Source organism: Amycolatopsis sp. PSD-21, from assembly GCF_055561455.1.
Window position 1 is genome coordinate 8073053 of record NZ_CM145712.1, and the last position, 16503, is coordinate 8089555.

General features: G+C 69.6%; 16 protein-coding genes and 1 tRNA gene. 14 read left to right on the forward strand and 3 right to left on the reverse strand.

Annotated features, from left to right (window positions below; all coding sequences use genetic code 11):
* Positions 1-244: 244 nt before the first annotated feature.
* On the forward strand, positions 245-1045 hold the full coding sequence (locus ACZ1DY_RS37955) for an SGNH/GDSL hydrolase family protein (protein ID WP_465482523.1): 801 nt from the start codon (positions 245-247) through the stop codon (positions 1043-1045).
* Complete coding sequence (locus ACZ1DY_RS37960) at positions 1024-1581, forward strand: TetR/AcrR family transcriptional regulator (RefSeq protein WP_465482524.1); 558 nt, start codon at positions 1024-1026, stop codon at positions 1579-1581. Before ACZ1DY_RS37955 ends, ACZ1DY_RS37960 begins: the two co-directional genes overlap by 22 nt.
* On the opposite strand, the gene ACZ1DY_RS37965 is transcribed toward ACZ1DY_RS37960, so the two are convergent.
* Positions 1569-3002 carry a phytoene desaturase family protein gene (locus ACZ1DY_RS37965; protein ID WP_465482525.1) on the reverse strand — a complete coding sequence of 478 codons (1434 nt, stop codon included), beginning with the start codon at positions 3000-3002 and terminating at the stop codon, positions 1569-1571. The genes ACZ1DY_RS37960 and ACZ1DY_RS37965 overlap by 13 nt on opposite strands.
* Positions 3003-3097: 95 nt before the next feature.
* Between ACZ1DY_RS37965 and ACZ1DY_RS37970 the strand changes: the two genes are divergently transcribed.
* From ACZ1DY_RS37970 to ACZ1DY_RS37995, 6 genes are all read left to right on the forward strand, one after another.
* Positions 3098-3832: a DUF2786 domain-containing protein gene (locus ACZ1DY_RS37970; RefSeq protein ID WP_125782440.1), complete on the forward strand. Its 735-nt coding sequence runs from the start codon at positions 3098-3100 to the stop codon at positions 3830-3832.
* 84 nt (positions 3833-3916) lie between these two features.
* On the forward strand, positions 3917-4669 hold the full coding sequence (locus ACZ1DY_RS37975; protein ID WP_465482526.1) for a Long-chain-fatty-acid--CoA ligase: 753 nt from the start codon (positions 3917-3919) through the stop codon (positions 4667-4669).
* 28 nt (positions 4670-4697) lie between these two features.
* Positions 4698-5039 (forward strand): ArsR/SmtB family transcription factor, encoded by a 342-nt coding sequence (locus ACZ1DY_RS37980; protein ID WP_465482527.1) that lies wholly within the window; start codon positions 4698-4700, stop codon positions 5037-5039.
* Complete coding sequence (locus ACZ1DY_RS37985; protein WP_465482528.1) at positions 5036-5305, forward strand: hypothetical protein; 270 nt, start codon at positions 5036-5038, stop codon at positions 5303-5305. The genes ACZ1DY_RS37980 and ACZ1DY_RS37985 overlap by 4 nt, the downstream gene beginning before the upstream one ends.
* Positions 5306-5415: 110 nt before the next feature.
* Positions 5416-7590 carry an MMPL family transporter gene (locus tag ACZ1DY_RS37990; protein ID WP_465482529.1) on the forward strand — a complete coding sequence of 725 codons (2175 nt, stop codon included), beginning with the start codon at positions 5416-5418 and terminating at the stop codon, positions 7588-7590.
* On the forward strand, positions 7583-8305 hold the full coding sequence (locus ACZ1DY_RS37995) for a class I SAM-dependent methyltransferase (protein WP_465482530.1): 723 nt from the start codon (positions 7583-7585) through the stop codon (positions 8303-8305). Before ACZ1DY_RS37990 ends, ACZ1DY_RS37995 begins: the two co-directional genes overlap by 8 nt.
* On the opposite strand, the gene ACZ1DY_RS38000 is transcribed toward ACZ1DY_RS37995, so the two are convergent.
* A complete protein-coding gene (locus ACZ1DY_RS38000) occupies positions 8302-9675 on the reverse strand; it encodes a UTP--glucose-1-phosphate uridylyltransferase (protein WP_465482531.1) in 1374 nt (457 codons plus the stop codon). The two genes, ACZ1DY_RS37995 and ACZ1DY_RS38000, sit on opposite strands and share 4 nt — an antisense overlap.
* A 31-nt stretch (positions 9676-9706) precedes the next feature.
* Positions 9707-10279 (reverse strand): 5-formyltetrahydrofolate cyclo-ligase, encoded by a 573-nt coding sequence (locus ACZ1DY_RS38005; RefSeq protein WP_465485765.1) that lies wholly within the window; start codon positions 10277-10279, stop codon positions 9707-9709.
* A gap of 218 nt (positions 10280-10497) precedes the next feature.
* Between ACZ1DY_RS38005 and glp the strand changes: the two genes are divergently transcribed.
* The 6 genes from glp (at position 10498) to ACZ1DY_RS38035 (ending at position 16481) form a co-directional block, all read left to right on the forward strand.
* On the forward strand, positions 10498-11769 hold the full coding sequence (gene glp / locus ACZ1DY_RS38010) for a molybdotransferase-like divisome protein Glp (RefSeq protein ID WP_192743570.1): 1272 nt from the start codon (positions 10498-10500) through the stop codon (positions 11767-11769).
* The gene (locus ACZ1DY_RS38015) at positions 11769-12440 is read left to right on the forward strand and encodes a GNAT family N-acetyltransferase (protein ID WP_126736877.1); all 672 of its coding nucleotides are present in this window, start codon (positions 11769-11771) and stop codon (positions 12438-12440) included. Before glp ends, ACZ1DY_RS38015 begins: the two co-directional genes overlap by 1 nt.
* A gap of 161 nt (positions 12441-12601) precedes the next feature.
* Positions 12602-13411, forward strand: a complete 810-nt coding sequence (sepX, locus tag ACZ1DY_RS38020; protein WP_257484238.1) for a divisome protein SepX/GlpR — start codon at positions 12602-12604, stop codon at positions 13409-13411.
* 72 nt (positions 13412-13483) lie between these two features.
* Positions 13484-13556: transfer RNA gene (locus tag ACZ1DY_RS38025), tRNA-Ala, on the forward strand.
* 165 nt (positions 13557-13721) lie between these two features.
* Entirely contained in the window at positions 13722-14066 is a 345-nt protein-coding gene (locus ACZ1DY_RS38030) for a hypothetical protein (RefSeq protein ID WP_465482532.1), read from the forward strand.
* Positions 14067-14150: 84 nt separating this feature from the next.
* A complete protein-coding gene (locus ACZ1DY_RS38035; RefSeq protein WP_465482533.1) occupies positions 14151-16481 on the forward strand; it encodes a helix-turn-helix transcriptional regulator in 2331 nt (776 codons plus the stop codon).
* Positions 16482-16503: the final 22 nt, after the last annotated feature.

The window sequence follows — 16503 nt, forward strand, 5'->3', positions numbered from 1 at the left end:
ACGGCGACGCCCCACCGGACACAAGATCAAGCGTCGGCACGCGGCATTTCCTGAGGCGGAGCTCGCACAGCCTCACGACCCCCGACAAGTACCTCCGGACGCCATCACCACCACCGCCGACCAGGTCCGGACACCGACATCTTCAGCCGGACAGGACACTGCCAGGCCCGGGCCGAGTAGACAGCGTCTACATCAGTTTGATAGACAGTGTCTACAAGGTGAACTAGCGGTTACGGAGATCTGGATGGGCTACCAACGTTTCGTCGCGCTCGGCGACAGCTGCGCCGAAGGGCTGGCCGATCCGCATCCGTCGGGTGGCTTCTACCGGGGCTGGGCCGACTTCGTCGCGGCACGTCTCGCCGAGGACGAGCCCGGTTTCCGTTACGCCAATCTCGCGGTCCGCGGCCGCAGGCTCGACCAGATCCACGCCGAGCAGACCCCGGCCGCGAGCAGGCTCCAGCCGGACCTGATCGCCTTGTTCGGCGGCGGCAACGACGTGATGAGCCGCGGCTGGGACGCGCGCACGGTCGCCCGCCGCGTCGACACGGCCGTCCGCGCCTGCACCGAGATCGCGCCTCGGGTCGTCACCTTCACCCTCAGCGACATCTCCCACCGCATGCCGCTGGGCCGCCGCATGCGCCCGCGCCTCACCGCGCTGAACGACGCCGTCCGCGAGGCGTCCGTCAGCTACGGCGCGACCCTCGTCGACCTCTGGCCGGACGAGGCCGCGCACGATTCCCGCTACTTCGGCCCGGATCGGCTGCACCTGTCCGAGCAGGGCCATCGGCGCCTGGCCGGGCACGTCCTCGGCAAGCTCGGCGTCTCCCACGACCCGGCCTGGCTCGCCCCGCTGCCCGGCTCGGCGGGACGCCCCGGTCTGCGCGCGGATCTGCGCTGGCTGACGCGGGAGGTCCTCCCGGTCGCGGGCACCCGCTTCCGCAACCGGCTCATCGGCCGCCAGCCGGGCGACGGTTTCCTGCCGAAGCGTCCCGAACTCCTTCCCGTCCACGAGGAGACCCGGTCGTGGGCGCCCGAACCCGCCTGATCGACACCGCTGCGAACCTGCTGGCCGAGGAAGGCGTCGGCGCCGTGACGCTGCGCGGTATCGCCAAGGCCGCCGGCGTTTCGCACGGTGCGCCGCTGCGGCATTTCCCCGGCCGCGCGGCCCTGCTCTCGGCGGTCGCCACTCGCGGCTACACCGAACTGCTCGATCGCGGCACCGCCCTGCCGGCCGGGACACCGCGCGAACGGCTCATCGCGGCCTGCCACGGCTACCTCGATTTCGCGCTGGCCAATCCGGCGATGTTCGAGCTGATGTTCCGCCGCGACCTCATCGACGCGGACGATCCCGAACTCACGCGGGTGAGCAGCGCGGTGTTCGACTTCTTCGCCGGAATGGTCGCCCAACTGCAGGAAGGCGGCTGGCATCCCGCGACCGATCCGCGGCTGCTCGCGTCCTCGCTGTGGGCGTCGCTGCACGGTCTCGCCCAGCTGTGGCTGTGGGGCGGGCTGGCCGGTGCGAGCTTCGCGCCGTCACCGGAAAGGGCGTTGGCCGTCACCCTCGACGCCTATCTCGGCTGAACCGGGAAGTCCTTGCCCAGTACGGCTTTCGCCGCGTACCAACCGCCCATCCCATGGACGCCCGGCCCCGGCGCGGTCGACGCCGAACACAGGAAGACGCCGCCGAGCGGGGTCCGATGGGTGTTCCACCGGGCGACCGGCCGTCCGAGCACCTGCCGCAGATCCACCGCCCCGGCGGCGACGTCACCGCCGGGATAGTTCGCGTTGTACGCCTCGAGTTCCGGCGCGGTGAGACAGCGGCTCGCCAGTACCGTGTCGGAGAATCCGGGCGCGAAGCGTTCGATCCGCCGCCGGATCAGCTCCGTGACGTCACGCGGATCCCCTTGTGGCACATGGCAATACGCCCACACCGGCCGTTTCCCCGGCAGCCCGCGGGACGGGTCGAGCGCCATCGGATCCGAAACGAGCACGAACCGGTCGTCCGGATCCTCCCCGCGCGCCACGGCGTTTTCGGCGGCGAACACCTCGTCCCGCGTGGCTCCGAGATGGACGGTGCCCGCCTTGCCGACCTCCGGCACCGCCCACGGCACCGGTTCGGAAACCAGGAAATCGACCTTCGCCACGCCGGGTCCGTAGCGATAGGACTCCAGCGCCCTCCGGTATCGCGGCGGCAGCAGATCACCGGCGATTTCGAGGAAACCGCGCGGGGCGACGTCGAGGATCACCGTGCGCGACTTCGCGAGTTGCCGCAGATCGGTGATCCGGCTGCCGATGTGGATCCGCCCGCCATGCGCCCGGACGTCGGCGGCGAGCGCCTCGGTGATGGTCTGGCTGCCGCCGCGGGCGATCGGCCAGCCGGTCGAGTGAGCCAGGTGGCCGAGCAGAAGTGTCGCGCCCGCCGCGGCGAGCGACGGCTGACGGCCCATCACGTGCGCGGACACTCCGGCGAGCAGGGCGGGTGCCTCCGGGCCGGTGAACAGGCGGCGTTCCAGACCGGCGGCGAGCATCGCGATCCTGGCCGGGAGAAGGGCGGCGACGCGGGGATCACGGGGAGGATGACGAAGATCCCCGAGCAGGAGTCCGGCCAGTTCGCGGCTGTGCTCGGCCAACGGGCCCAGCAGACGGCGCCACCGGGGTCCGTCCGCACCGAGCGCGTCACAGGTCCGGTCGAGGTCTTCGTAGGCGAGACCGGCCCGGCCACCGTCCAGAGGATGGGCGTACGCGACCTCCGGCCGGAGGAGATCGACGCCGTGCGCGGCGAGATCGAACCAGCGGAAGAACGGGGACGCCGCGGCCAGCGGATGGCCAGTGGCGCAGATATCGTGACGGACCTCGTCTTCGAACAGCGAAGCCGTGCGCGTCCCGCCGCCGATCTCGTCCGCCGCCTCGTGCACTTCGACCGTCCGCCCCGCTCTGACCAGCAGGACCGCCGCCGCGAGCCCGTTCGGACCGGAACCGACCACCGACACGTCGACCGCCATAGTGCCCCCTTGCCGGGATCGGCGACAGCTCACCCGAATATTGTCGGACCTCTCTCCTAGATTGATCCGCTCCACCCCAATCAGGAAGGAGGGCCATGCCCGACCATGACACGCTGCTCGCGCGCGTCCGGAAACTCCTCGCGAAGGCGGAGGACCCGGCGGTCACCGAGGCCGAAGCCGAGTCGTACAACACCAAGGCCGCCGAACTGATCGCCCGGTACGGCATCGATCAGGCACTCCTGGCCGCCTCCGGGGCGACCGCGGACGAGATCACCCAGATCATGATCCCGCTCGACAACCCGTACAGCCGGGACAAGGCGGGGCTGCTCACGAACATCGCGCATCCGCTGCGCTGCCGGGCCCTGCTGCACCGGCTCGGCCAGTCGGTCACCGCGGTGACGGTGTTCGGTTTCCGCTCCGATCTGGAACGCACGGAACTGCTGTACACGAGCCTGCTGCTGCAGGCGACCACCCAGCTGACCCGGGTCCGCCCGGAGAACCGGGTGTTCGCGGGCGAGTCGCTGGCGGCCTACCGGCGAACCTGGCTGCACGGGTTCTCCGGCGCGGTCTACGAACGGCTCCGCAACAGTGAGGACACCGCCGCCCGGACCCATACGACCGCGGCCGGTCACCGCTCGGCCGAGCTCGTGATCCAGGACCGGACGGCGATGGTCAAGCAGGCGTACGACGAGCAATACGGAGATCTGCGCTCGGCACCGCCGAGGCGGCTGTCCGGCAGCGGCTACCTCGACGGGCACTCCGCCGGCGAGCGCGCCAACCTCAACACCACCGGCATCACCGGACGGCGCCGCGCGCTGCCCGTGCGCTAGCCCGGTCGCACCACCGCGCACGGCGGAATCCGTGCGGCGAAAACCACCTCGTGAGAATCGCGTGTCCTCGGGTCTACTGAGGACATGATCGTGATCGAAGACCTGGCCACCCGGCCCGATTTGCGCGAACCCGCGCTCGCCCTCGGCGGTGTCGGCGGCGAATTCCTCCAGCACGGCCTGGCGGGCCTGCTGGCGAAGTCGTCCCACCTGGCCGCCCGCTGGCCGGAATACTTCCTCGTGCTGCTGGAAGACGGCGCGCCCGTGGCGAGAACCGCCGCCGTCCCCGTCGGCTTCCCGACGGCCGAACGCCCGGAGCTGCCGGACCACGGCTGGGACGCCGCCCTGATCTGGGCCGCGGAAGACCTGATGAGCGCCCGTGAGACGAACACCCTGATCGCACTCGAAGTGATGGTCGCGCCAGGCCACCGTGGCGGCCTGGCCACGAAAGCATTGGAAGCGTTGAAGAAGCGTGCCTCGGAAACGGGTATGCGCAAGCTCGTCGTGCCGGTCCGCCCGGCCGGGAAGGAGAACGAACCAGGACTGTCCTTTAAGGACTACATCGCCCGCCGTCGCGCGGACGGGCTGCCGGAGGATCCGTGGCTGCGCACGCATGAACGGCTCGGCGCGCGGTTCGTCAAGGTGGCACCGTTCGCGATGACGGTCACCGGCACCTTCGCCCAGTGGAAGGCATGGACCGGCGTCGAACTCCGGGACGGTCTCACGGCCGTGCCGGGCGGGATCGCGCCGGTGCTCGCCTCCTCGGCGCTGGACGTCGGCGTCTACACCGAACCGAACGTCCGGCTCGAGCACCTGGTAGCCGAAGCCAGCACCTGCTAGATTTCTATGGCATGTGCAGGAGCGCGGCATGACCGCCACCGGACCGTCCGGCGACGAGCTGCTGCGGCTGCTGGGGGCGCTGGCGAATCCGCACCGGTTGCGGATCGTCGCGGCACTGCGCGCGGAACGCGCGTATGTCAGCCAGCTGGCGCGAGAGCTCGGCATCAGCCGGGCACTGTTGCAGCTCCACCTGCGCAAACTGGAGGCGGCCGGGCTCGTTTCGGCCACCTTGGAGCTGTCGGAGGACGGGAAGGCGATGAAGTTCTACGAGGTGGAACCGTTCCTGGTCGAGCTGAGCCCGGACACCATCGCCGCCGCGGCGCCGACATTGAGCACACCGGCACCGGACGACGAGGGGGAACGAGCGTGAAGTGGCATCAATGGCAGGAGGTCGCCGGGCTGATCGGCATCTTCGTGTTCCTCACCGTGGTCATCACGGTGGTCGTGTGGCAGTTCGGCGCGACCATCCGGGCCAGGGGCGCGCTCGCGCGCGAGCAGGAATACCGCAGGCTCGCCGAGAAGGCCGTCCAGGCGCAGGAAGAGACCGAACGCAAACTCACCGAACTCGACGGACGCCTCGCGGATCTGCGGAAGAGCGTGGGCACGGTCGAGCGGATCCTCAAGGAGGTCGACTGACCGGCCGGTGAAAGACCCTGGGCCGCCGAGCGGCAACTCGACGGCCCAGGAAAGAAGAAGCAAAACCTCGCCCGAGGCATCTCACTCCTTCACGTAAAGGACTGTAGTTCATGCTGCCCGAAAAGATCGCCGCGTGGTCCCTGCGGCATCGCGCGCTCACCCTCGTCGGCTGGGTCGCCCTCGTGGTCGTCGCCCTGCTGTCGGGAATGCTGCTGGACGGTGAAAGCCGCCGGAGCACCGATCCCGGCGAGTCCGGCCGCGCGCAGACCGCGCTGAACGCGCAAGACACCTTCGACCCCTTACGCGAGAACGTCCTCGTAGCGCCGAAGGAGCCCGGCTCGCCTCCGTTCGCCGCGAACGAAGAACTCCGGCGGGCGACCGAAGACCTGGTCACCACGCTCACCGGTTCCGGCGCCGTCACCGACGTCCGCTCACCGCCGGCCGACGGCGAGCGGATCTCGGCCGACGGCACGTCCGGGCTCGTCGGCTTCGCGATCGCCGGCGGAGAGAAGGACGTCCGCCCGAACTTCGAGACCGCGACGGCGCGAGTGGCCGAGGTCGCCGCCCGGCATCCTTCGGTCCGGTTGAGCCAGTCCGGGGACCTCAGCCTGTCGACCGTGGTCGACAAGGGCATCCGGGAGGACGTCAAACGTTCGGAGCTGCTTTCCCTGCCGCTAACCCTGGTGATCCTGCTGATCGTCTTCGGGGCGCTGGTCGCCGCGTCGGTCCCGTTGCTGCTGGCGGGAACGAGCGTCGCGGCGACGTTAGGCTTCCTCTCCGTCGTCGACGACTTCACCCCGATCAACAGCGCGACGACGGTGATCACCCTGCTCATCGGGATGGCGGTGGGCGTCGACTATTCGCTGTTCTTCCTCAGGCGGCAACGGGAAGAACGCGCGCGCGGCCACTCCGTCGACGACGCGATCCGCGTCGCGGCGCGCACCTCCGGGCATGTCGTGGTCGTTTCCGGCGTCACGGTCGTCCTGTGCGTGGGCGGGCTGGTGTTCACCGGACTCGACAACTTCACCGGGCTCGCGATCAGCACGGCGTTCGTGGTCGGGCTGGCCGTGCTCGGCGGGGTCACCGTGCTGCCGGCGCTGCTCTCCCTGCTGGGTGACAAGGTCGATCGCGGGCGGATTCCCTGGCTGGGCAAGCGGCGCACCGCCGCGGAGAACTCGCGGTTCTGGTCCGCGACCGCTCGCGTGGTCACCCGGCGGCCGGCGTTGTGGGGCGGCCTCGCGACCGCGCTGCTCATCCTGCTCACGCTGCCCGCGCTCGGCATGCGCCTGCAGGATCCGACCCCGGCGGAGAGCCTGCCGCGCTCGATGGTGACGATCGACGCCGCCGTCCGCACCCAGGAAGCCTTTCCGGGCGTGGCCTACCCCGCCACGGTGGTGCTGACGGCCGAACGCGGCGGCCCGGTCGACAGCCCGGCGCTCCGGGTGGCGATCACGGATCTCGAACGACGGATCGGCGAATCCTCCGGTGTGCTGAACAAGCCCATCGCCGTGGCGAACGTCGACCAGGCCGTGGTCGTCCGTGTCCCGTTGTCCGGCGCGGGCCGCGACGCGGAAGCCGACGCCGCGCTCGCGAAACTGCGCACCGAAGTACTTCCCGAAACGATCGGCAAGGTGGACGGCGTCGAGTTCGCGGTGTCGGGCCGCACGGCGAACGCCCGCGACTTCGCCGACCGGGTGATCGAGCGGATGCCGCTGGTCTTCGGTTTCGTCCTGCTCGCGGCGTTCTTGTTGCTGCTGCGGGCTTTCCGGTCCGTGCCGGTGGCGCTGGTGTCGATCGTGCTGAACCTGCTGTCGATCGGCGCGGCCTACGGCGTGCTCACCTGGATCTTCCAGGACGGCCATTTCGCTTCCCTGCTGGGCTTCACCCCGTACGGCGGGGTGGTGGGCTGGCTGCCGATGTTCATGTTCGTCCTGCTGCTCGGGCTGAGCATGGACTACCACATCTTCATCCTCAGCCGGGTCCGCGAACGGCGGGCCGAAGGCGCCGTCACCGCGATCGTCCGCGGCACCGGCACGAGCGCTGGGGTGGTCAGCGGGGCGGCGGTGATCATGGTCGGCGTGTTCAGCGTCTTCATCACGTTGAGCGCGATCGAGTACAAGATGATGGGCGTCGGGATGGCCGTCGCCGTCCTGATCGACGCCACTCTGATCCGCGGTGTGCTGCTGCCCGCCTTCCTGGCGGCGCTGGGCGAACGGGCCTGGCGGCGCGACCGTAAATCCGTGGCCCGCGAACGCGTCCCGGAACTATCGTCGCCGAATGCCTGACGCGCTCTTCGCCCACGCCCGGCTCGCACCGGTCTACGACGCCTTCGACGGCGCTCGCGACGATCTGGAGCACTACCTCGGCATCATCGGCGAACTCGGGGCGAAGAGGGTGCTCGACGTCGGCTGCGGCACCGGCTGCCTGGCCGTTCTCCTCGCCGCGCGAGGGATCGAGGTCGTCGGTGTCGATCCCGCGAAGGCGTCGTTGGAGGTCGCGAAGGCCAAAGACCCGGAAGGGAAGATCACCTGGATCCACGGCGACGCGAAAGCGGCGGGTGCCGTCGGGGCCGATCTCGCGGTGATGACCGGCAACGTGGCCCAGGTCTTCCTGACCGACGACGAATGGCGCCGGACGCTCGAAGGTATCCGCACCGCGCTGGCGCCGGGCGGTCACCTGGTCTTCGAGATCCGGCGCCCCGGTCGCCGCGCCTGGGAGGACTGGGCCGCCGACACCGCGCACGAGGTCATCGACGTCCCCGGTGTCGGCGAGGTCGAGCAGTGGCGTGAGGTCACCGAGGTGAACCTCCCGTTCGTGTCGTTCCGGTACAGCTACCGGTTCTCCGACGGCGAGGTCGTCACCTCGGACTCGACGCTGTGGTTCCGCGAACGCGACGAACTGGAAGCCTTGCTGGCGGAGCACGGTTTTCGCGTCCTGGACGTCCGGGACGCCCCGGATCGTCCAGGACGCGAGTACGTGTTCATCGCCCAGCGGGACTAGAGGACTTCACCGTCCGGAACGGTCTTCGGCCCGGTGATCTTCACGTCGCCGCGGACGACGACGTTCTTCCCGAAGGTGACGTCACCGTCCACGGCGAGGCTCGTGCACTCCTTGAGCGAAGGCGCCGAAGGGATACGCGCGTCGAAGTCCGGCAGGAGCTTGTAGAACTCCTTGCTCAGCGAAACGACCGGCGGGGTGGTGGTGAACTCCGGGATCATCTCCCCGCTCTCGTCGAGAACGTACGCGTCGGACCGGACGACGAGCAGGTCGTCGGTGGTCTTGACCGGCGCGAACCGGGTCCGCGGGATTTCGATGGCCCGCGCGCCCTCGACGGAGCCGATCGCCGCGCCCATCGCCGTTTCGAGCTGGATCACCGGCGTGCTGGCCGCGTCGGCCGGATCGACGGTCTTCCGGTTCACGATCAGCGGCAGTTGCGGCGCGGCCGGGTCGGCGTCCTGCAGGGCTTTCAGGCGTTCGAGGTCGATCCAGATGTTGTTGGTGTTGTAGAAGCGCCATTTGCCGACATCGCCGAACGAGTCGTCGCCGTCGGGGACCTGCGCGGATTCACGCAGGACGATGCGGCCCGCGCGCCGCGCGAGGTGCCCGCCCTTGCGGTCGGCCGCGGTGCCGAGCACCGTCTCCATCGCGAACGGGATGCTCTCCTTCGCCATCCACGCGGCGATCCGCGCGTCCGGCAGCGCGCCGAGGTTGTCGGCGTTGGACACGAAACACCAGCGGACGCCCTCCGCCAGCAGCGTTTCGAGCATCCCGCTCACCGCGAGCGCGATGTAGATGTCGCCGTGCCCCGGCGGGCACCACTCGAGTTCCGGGTTCGACGGCCATTCGGCGGGCCTGCCGTCGGCGGTGATCTTCGGCTCGCGGCCCTGCAGGAAGTCGGCCGGGACGACGTCGTCGGCGAGGTCGGGGTACTTCTTCAGCAACTCCAGCGAAGGTCCGCGGGTGCCCGCCGAATTCATCAGGATCAGCGGAAGCCGCGCGTTGTACTTCTCGCGGATGGAGAGCACCTGCATGGCGATGACGTCGAGGAACGTCTTGCCCGGCTTGATCTCCAGCAGCGACTTCGGCCCGGTGAGCCCCATGCTCGTGCCGAGCCCGCCGTTGAGCTTCAGAACCGCGGTGCGGTCCAGGACGCGGCGCCCTTCTTCGGCGTCCGGCTCAGGCAGGTCGACGAGCTTGCTGATGTCCTCGAGTGGTTCGAGTTCGTCGCCCGGCAATTGGCCGGCGCCGGGTTCGGACAACTGCTCGAGGCGCCGCCGCAGGGCCGCCAGCTCCATGGCGTGGGCCCCCGCGGAACGCATTTTCGACAGCGTTTCGGCGAACTGATCGGACAGGTGCGCGTCAGAGCTCATTGTGCCCTTTCTGAACCACTGCGTCGGGTTATCAGTCTATTACCGGGCGCGGAGCCAGGCCCTGCTCCGGGGTCAGTACCCCGGTCATGCGGACGTCATGCGGTTCCGCGGGCAACGCGCGCACGAGTTCGGCGTCCCGGACGACGGCGATCAGCGCGGCGTCCGGCGCGGCGAAGGCGAGCGACCGGTCGTAGTACCCGGCACCCCTGCCGAGCCGGACCCCTTCGTCGTCGACGGCGAGCGCGGGGATCAGCACCAGATCGGCCGTCCCCAGCGTGTCGGGACCGAGGCGGCGCCCGGTCGGTTCGAGCAGCCCCCGCAACCTGCCGGGCGCGAGACTCGACGGGCCCTCGAACGCGGCCCACTCCAGCGGCCCCGGCGTGCCGGGGACGATCGGCAGCAGCACACGTTTCCCCTGGTCGAGAAGTTGATCAAGCAGCGCCGTCGACCCCGGTTCGGTGCCGAAGGGGACGTAGGCGCACACGACCTCGCCCGGCAGCCGGGCGGCCGCGGCGGCGAGCGCCACCGCCTCCCGCGCGCGCACTTCCGACACCTGCGAACGTCGTTCGGCGGTTATCCGGGAACGCCACTCCGCTTTGCTCAGGTGTTCATTGCCGGGCTCGCCCACATGGTCAGGTTAGGCTTCACGCCTATGACAGGCGCAGCGACCACCCCGGCGGCACGGACCACGAGGAGCTTGCCCGATCGGGCGATTTCCGCGGCTTCGGACCGCATCACTCCTGGTAACGGTGGTGAACTTCAGTTCACCGACGGGCCTTCATCGCGTGCCTGGTCGAACGAACGGATCGAGATCCCCCAGTCATGACGGAGCCCATCGCCGAAGCGGCCGAGACCGAAGACGCGGGACAGTTCCGTTCCGTCGAGGACCAGATCGCGCTGACCCTGGACGCCGCGGTGCGCCCGCGCCCGGTCCGGGTCGCCATCTCCGAGGCCCAAGGCCTCCTGTGCGCCGAAGAGGTCGTCGCCGAACACGCGCTGCCCGGTTTCGACCAGGCCGCCGTCGACGGCTACGCGGTACGAAGCGTCGACGTCCGCGCCGCGGGCCAGGAGCCCGTGCAGCTGCCGGTGGTCGGCGAGATCGCCGCCGGTTCCCGCCAGCCGCGGCGGTTGCAGCCCGGCCAGGCCGTGCGGGTCGACACCGGCGCGCCGCTGCCCACGCTCGCCGACGCCGTCGTCCCGACCGCCTACACCGACGGCCACCAGGCCAAGGTCACCGTGCACAAGTCCGTGCCGTCGGCGGCCTACGTGCGCCGGACCGGCGAGGACGTGCAGATCGGCGACGTCGCCGTGCGCAAGGGCGACACCATCGGCTCGGCCCAGGTCGGCCTGCTCGCCGCGGTCGGCAGGGCGAAGGTCCTGGTCTACCCGCGGCCCCGGGTTTCGATCGTTTCCGTGGGCGACGAACTGGTCGACATCGACCGCACCCCGTCGGTCGGACAGGTCTACGACGTCAACTCCTACGCGCTGTCCGCGGCCGCGCGGGACGCGGGCGCCGAGGTGAGCCGCGTCGGCATCGTGCCCGGCGACCCGAAACGGCTGCGGGAGGTCGTCGAAGGGCGCCTGCTGATGTCGGAGATCGTCGTCGTCGCGGGTGGCGCCGGCGGAAGCGCGGGCGACGAGGTGCACGCGGCGCTGTCGGACCTCGGCCACATCGACATGACGCGCGTCGCCATGCACCCCGGATCCGTGCAGGGCTTCGGCAGGCTCGGGCCCGATTCGGTGCCGACGTTCCTCATCCCCGGCAACCCGATGAGCGCGCTGGTCGTGTTCGAGGTCCTGGTCCGCCCGCTGATCCGCGCCGCGCGCGGCACCCGCAACCCGCACCGCCGCATCGTCGGCGCGCGGCTGCTCTCCCCGATCACCTCGACCAAGGGACGCAAGGGTTTCCTGCGCGGCCAGCTGCTGCGCGACGAGGGCAACGGCGAATACCTGGTGCAGCCGCTCGGCACCTCCGGCGCGCATCTGCTCGCCTCACTGGCCGAGGCGAACTGCCTGATCAACATCGACGAAGACCTCACCGAGGTCGCCGCGGGCGAGCAGGTCAAGGTGACCTTCCTGGCCCAGCGGGCGTAATGGGCGCACCGATTTCCGGCGTCGCGTATCCGATCGAGAGCAGGCATCCGGGCTGGCCCGCGAAGCTGGGCCCGCTCCGGGTGCCCGCCGGGATCCTCGCCGTCCGGCCGGTCCGGCTGCGGGACGCCGGCGACTGGAGCCGTGTCCGGCTGCGGGACCGCGAACACCTCGAAATGTGGGAACCGACCGGCGTCGGACCGTGGCCGGAGCGCAACGCGTACTGGTCGTGGCCGTCCCAATGGCTGGCGCTGCGCGGCCTCGCCAGGCGCGGGCAATGTCTCCCGTTCACCATCACGGTGGATGGACGCTTCGCCGGGCAGATCACTGTGGGTAACGTCATCCGGGCGTCGCTCCGGTCGGCCTGGATCGGCTACTGGGTGTCGTCGGACATCGTCCGCGGCGGCGTCGCGACCGGCGCCGTCGCCCTCGTCACCGACCACGTCTTCGACTTCGGCGGACTGCACCGGCTCGAAGCGACCGTCCGCCCCGAAAACACGCCCAGCCTGCGGGTTCTCGCCAAAGCGGGCTATCGGCAAGAGGGTCTTTTCGAGCGTTATCTCGATGTCGCGGGCGGCTGGCGGGACCATTTCTGCTACGCCGTCACCAAGGAGGAGACCGGTGACGGACTGGTCTCGCGGCTCGTCGCGAAGGGCCTCGCGGAGCGCGTTTGACCCCGTCACCGGGTCGTTCCGGTGACCGCGTTACCACAAGCTGTGAGATTCACCTAATTTGGTGATGCATTTTCCGTGATCGAAACCGGCGAGTCTGCGCGGCGTGTGTGACTGTTGTGGCTAGCGTGACTACAGCAGTGGATCGGGGGAGGTGACGGGAGATGCCCAGTTCGGTGATCATCGTCGCGCTCGCAGCGGCATGGCTCGTCGTTCTCGTGCCCATGGTCGCCCGCAAGCGCCAGCAGGTCGCACGGACGACGGACTCGGCCTTGGCGGCGCGGGTCGTGCGGAGCGGGAGCACACGCCACGAGGGACCGGAGGAGTTCGCGATGGCGGAAAACACGGAACCATCGGTTGAAGACGACCTGGCCGAACTCGAGGCGGAGCTCGACGCCGACCTCGAAGACGAGGCACCGGAGGCCGAGCCGCTTCCCCAGCCCTCGCGCACGGCCCGGCCCGAAAGAGAACGCCAAGCCACCGGCTACCGGCCAGGCCGGGGCGGATTCGACCCGGAGGCGGCGGACATCGCCGCGCGCGCCAAGTACGCGTTCCGGCAGCGGATCGTCATCGCGCTCCTGGTGCTGGTGGTCACCACCGCGGCCGTCGCCGGCTTCCTGACCCCGACGGTCTGGTGGGCCAACGGTGTCGTCGACGCCGTCCTGGTCGGCTACCTCGTGTACCTGCGCCGTCAGGTCCGCATCGAGAACGAGATCCGGCAGCGCCGCCTCGCCCGCTTCAACAGCACCCGCGCCCCGCGCCGCCCGGCGGTCGACGACGAGGAAACGCACGAGTCCCGTGAGGACATCGAGGTCGTCGCCACCGAACGCCCGGCCGTCGTGGAGCGCAAGCCGTCCCCGATGTCCCGCCTCCGCCGCCAGGCCGTCGTCGTCGACCTCGACGACGAGGACCCGGCCTTCCACGAGCTTGACGAGCCCGGGACCAGGCCTTTCCGACGGGCCTCCGGAGAGTGACCCCCCTGCGTTCGAGGCTCCAGAGCCACTGCTAAGCTCATGGAGCCTCAAACGCAGGGGCAAGCTTTACCAGGGGCTGTAGCGCAGTTGGTAGCGCGTCTCGTTCGCATCGAGAAGGTCAGGGGTTCGATTCCCCTCAGCTCCACAGTTCGAAGGACCCGCACTCGGGCAGAGTGCGGGTCCTTTGCGTTTCACGCCACTCGACCAGGTCAGGTCACGGTATTGGTGTAGCAACCTGGTGAACCGTCGCGGCTTTTCGACCGCGTCCTTTGGCACCGGGTCAGGATGGAAGTGCGTGACCTTATCGCGAATGACCCGGGTCGAAGCTGTCGACCTTCCTATCGCAATACGGCTGAATGGAATCGACGTCGAAGGAGCGCCTGATCCAGCTCACCCAGCTGAAGAACGGCGTCGCCGACTCGCCGTAGCGCTTCGCGACATCGCCGGTCGTGACAATGCCTTCGATGACCTTGCTTTCGTTCAAGACGGAGACGAAATCGCGCTGCTGAAGCGTAGGAAGTACCTCGAACACAGAAGGTCAGAGCTAGGACCGATTCCACACCATGCCGGTTTCCACTTCGAGAACCACCCTTTCCTTGCCGATTTCGTCAGTACACATGTCGCAATTGACGAATACGGAACAGCGCATCACTGACCGGGCCCACCTGCTGCCGTTCGTGGCCGGTCCGCCACTAGGATGATCACCCGTCGCACAGCGGATCTGGGAGGGACGTCGCCTGTGGCCGGTCGGTTCGGCGTTCTCCTCCGCGACGCCCGCCGCCGGGCAGGTCTGACGCAGGAAGGCCTGGCCGCCCGCGCAGGCGTCGGGGTGCGAACCATCCGCCGTCTCGAAAACGGTGGGGGCACCGACCCTCGCGTCGGCACCGTGACGTTGCTCGCCGACGCCCTCGGCATCACCCCGCGCGAGCGCGCCGACCTCCTCGCCGCCGCCGACGGCAGGCCACCGGACGAGCCCGTCGAAGTGCCGCCCGAGGACGCAGGCGAGTCACCGGTGGTTCCGGCCCCGTCCCTCGTCGTCGTTCCCGACGAGGTGTCCGAAGCGGCGGACCACCTGGCCACGATCATCGCCACCCGGCTCCGGCGCGAGGAGGAACTGCGCCGCGTGCACGATCCGTTCCCCCTGCCCGTTCGGTGGCGGACCGCGGCCGATCTCGCCGACCACTGGGACAACATCTGCCGCGTTCCGCACGGTATGACCGCCGCACCGCTCGACCTCTCTGGCGAGATCGGCGACATCGCGGGCATCTACCGCGGCATCCCCTCACGGAAACTGGTGCTGCTCGGCCGCGCTGGAGCGGGCAAGACCGTGCTGACGCTCCGATTCGCGCTCGACGCGCTGGCCGTCCGGAACCGCGGCGGCGTCGTACCGGTGATCTTCACCATCGGTTCGTGGGACCCGGCCACGACGCCATTGCGAACCTGGCTCGTCGAAACGCTTCAGCGGGACCATCCCGGTCTCTCCGCCGAGGCACCCGGCGGCTCGACGCTGGCGGCCGTGCTGGTCGACACCGGGTACATCCTTCCCGTCCTCGACGGCTTCGACGAGATCGCCGAGGGCCTGCACCGGCCGGCGCTCGAAGCGCTCAGCTCCCTCTCCGGACCGCTGTTCCTGACCAGTCGCTTCGACGAGTACGAGCGTGCGGTCACCAACGTCCACACGCTGACGTCGGCCGCCGTCGTCGAACTGACCGACCTCACCGTCGACGACCTCGCCGGCTACCTGCCCCGAACGGCACGGCGACTCGCTCCCGGCGGCGCGGCCACGGCGTGGGATCCGGTCTTGGCCGCCTTGCGGGACACCGAAGCGCCTGCCGCGAACCTGGCCACGGTCCTGAAAACCCCGCTCATGATCGGGCTCGCCCGTACGGTCTACAGCGACTCGCGCGACCGCGATCCGGCGAGCCTGCTGGACATCGACCGCTTCCCGACGGCGCAGGCTCTCGAAGAGCATCTGCTCGACACCTTCGTCCCCACCGTCTGGGAAGCCGGCGACGTCCAGCAGCGCTGGGACCTCGAACAGGTCCGGCACTGGCTGGGCTTCCTCGCCGACGACCTCGACCGGCGGGACACCGGCGATCTCGAATGGTGGCGGATGGGCGGCTCGCTGACGCGCCGGTCGCGCGTTCTCCTGGTGACCGCCTCCACCTGGCTGACCACGGCGCTCGTCATCTGGTTCGTTCTCTGCCCGCTCAATTCGCTCACTTCCGGGCTGCCGTTCCGGTTACCCGTCGTCCTCGTCGACGGGCTGGCCAGCGGGGCCGTGATCGCCGTTCCGTTCGGTCTGCTGTATTCGCTCCTGGTGGTCCGCAAGACCGGGCACCTCGAACCGACGCGCGTGCGGTTGCGGCTGTTCGACCGGCGGGCACGCCGTCCCCGCCTCCGGCGGAGGATCGCCGTCAGGTTCGCGGCGGGGGTGGCGGGCGGCGTGCTGGCGGCCGTCGTCATCACCTTCGTCGGTGTCTTCGTGCGGGCACTGTCACCGGATCTCGTCGTCATCGACGATCTCGGTCGTCTCCTCCGCCTGATCCTCATCGACATCACCGTTTTCGGGCTCGCCTTCGGACCCGTCTGTGGCGGGTTGCTGGCGCTCCTCACCGTTCTCGAGGTGCCCGCCAACCTGACCACCGCCACCAGCCCCGCCGACCTGCTCGCGGCGAACCGCTCGACCGTGCTGCGTGTCGTCGCGTTGTTCGCGCCGGTGTTCGCGATCGCGATCGGCCTCGGCGCCTTCGGGGCCGCTGCCGCGCTGGAGGACCTCACGGGGCCGTCCTTTCACCTCGTGAAGTCGTTCAGGGTCAGTGCTCTGCTCGGGCTCACCGCGGGACTCGTCACGGCCTCCGCGTACGTGATGACCTTCACCGCGTGGGGCCAGTGGCTGGTCTTCGCCCGCTTACGGCTCCCGCTCCTCCGCAAGCTGCCGTGGGCCGTCACCGCGTTCCTGGACGACGCGTACCGGCGAGGAATCCTGCGCCAGTCCGGCGCCGTCTACCAGTTCCGGCACGCCCGGCTGCAGCAACACCTCGCCAAGGCCTACCGCGCCCGACGCTAGGGCCTTTTCGCAGCTCAGCACC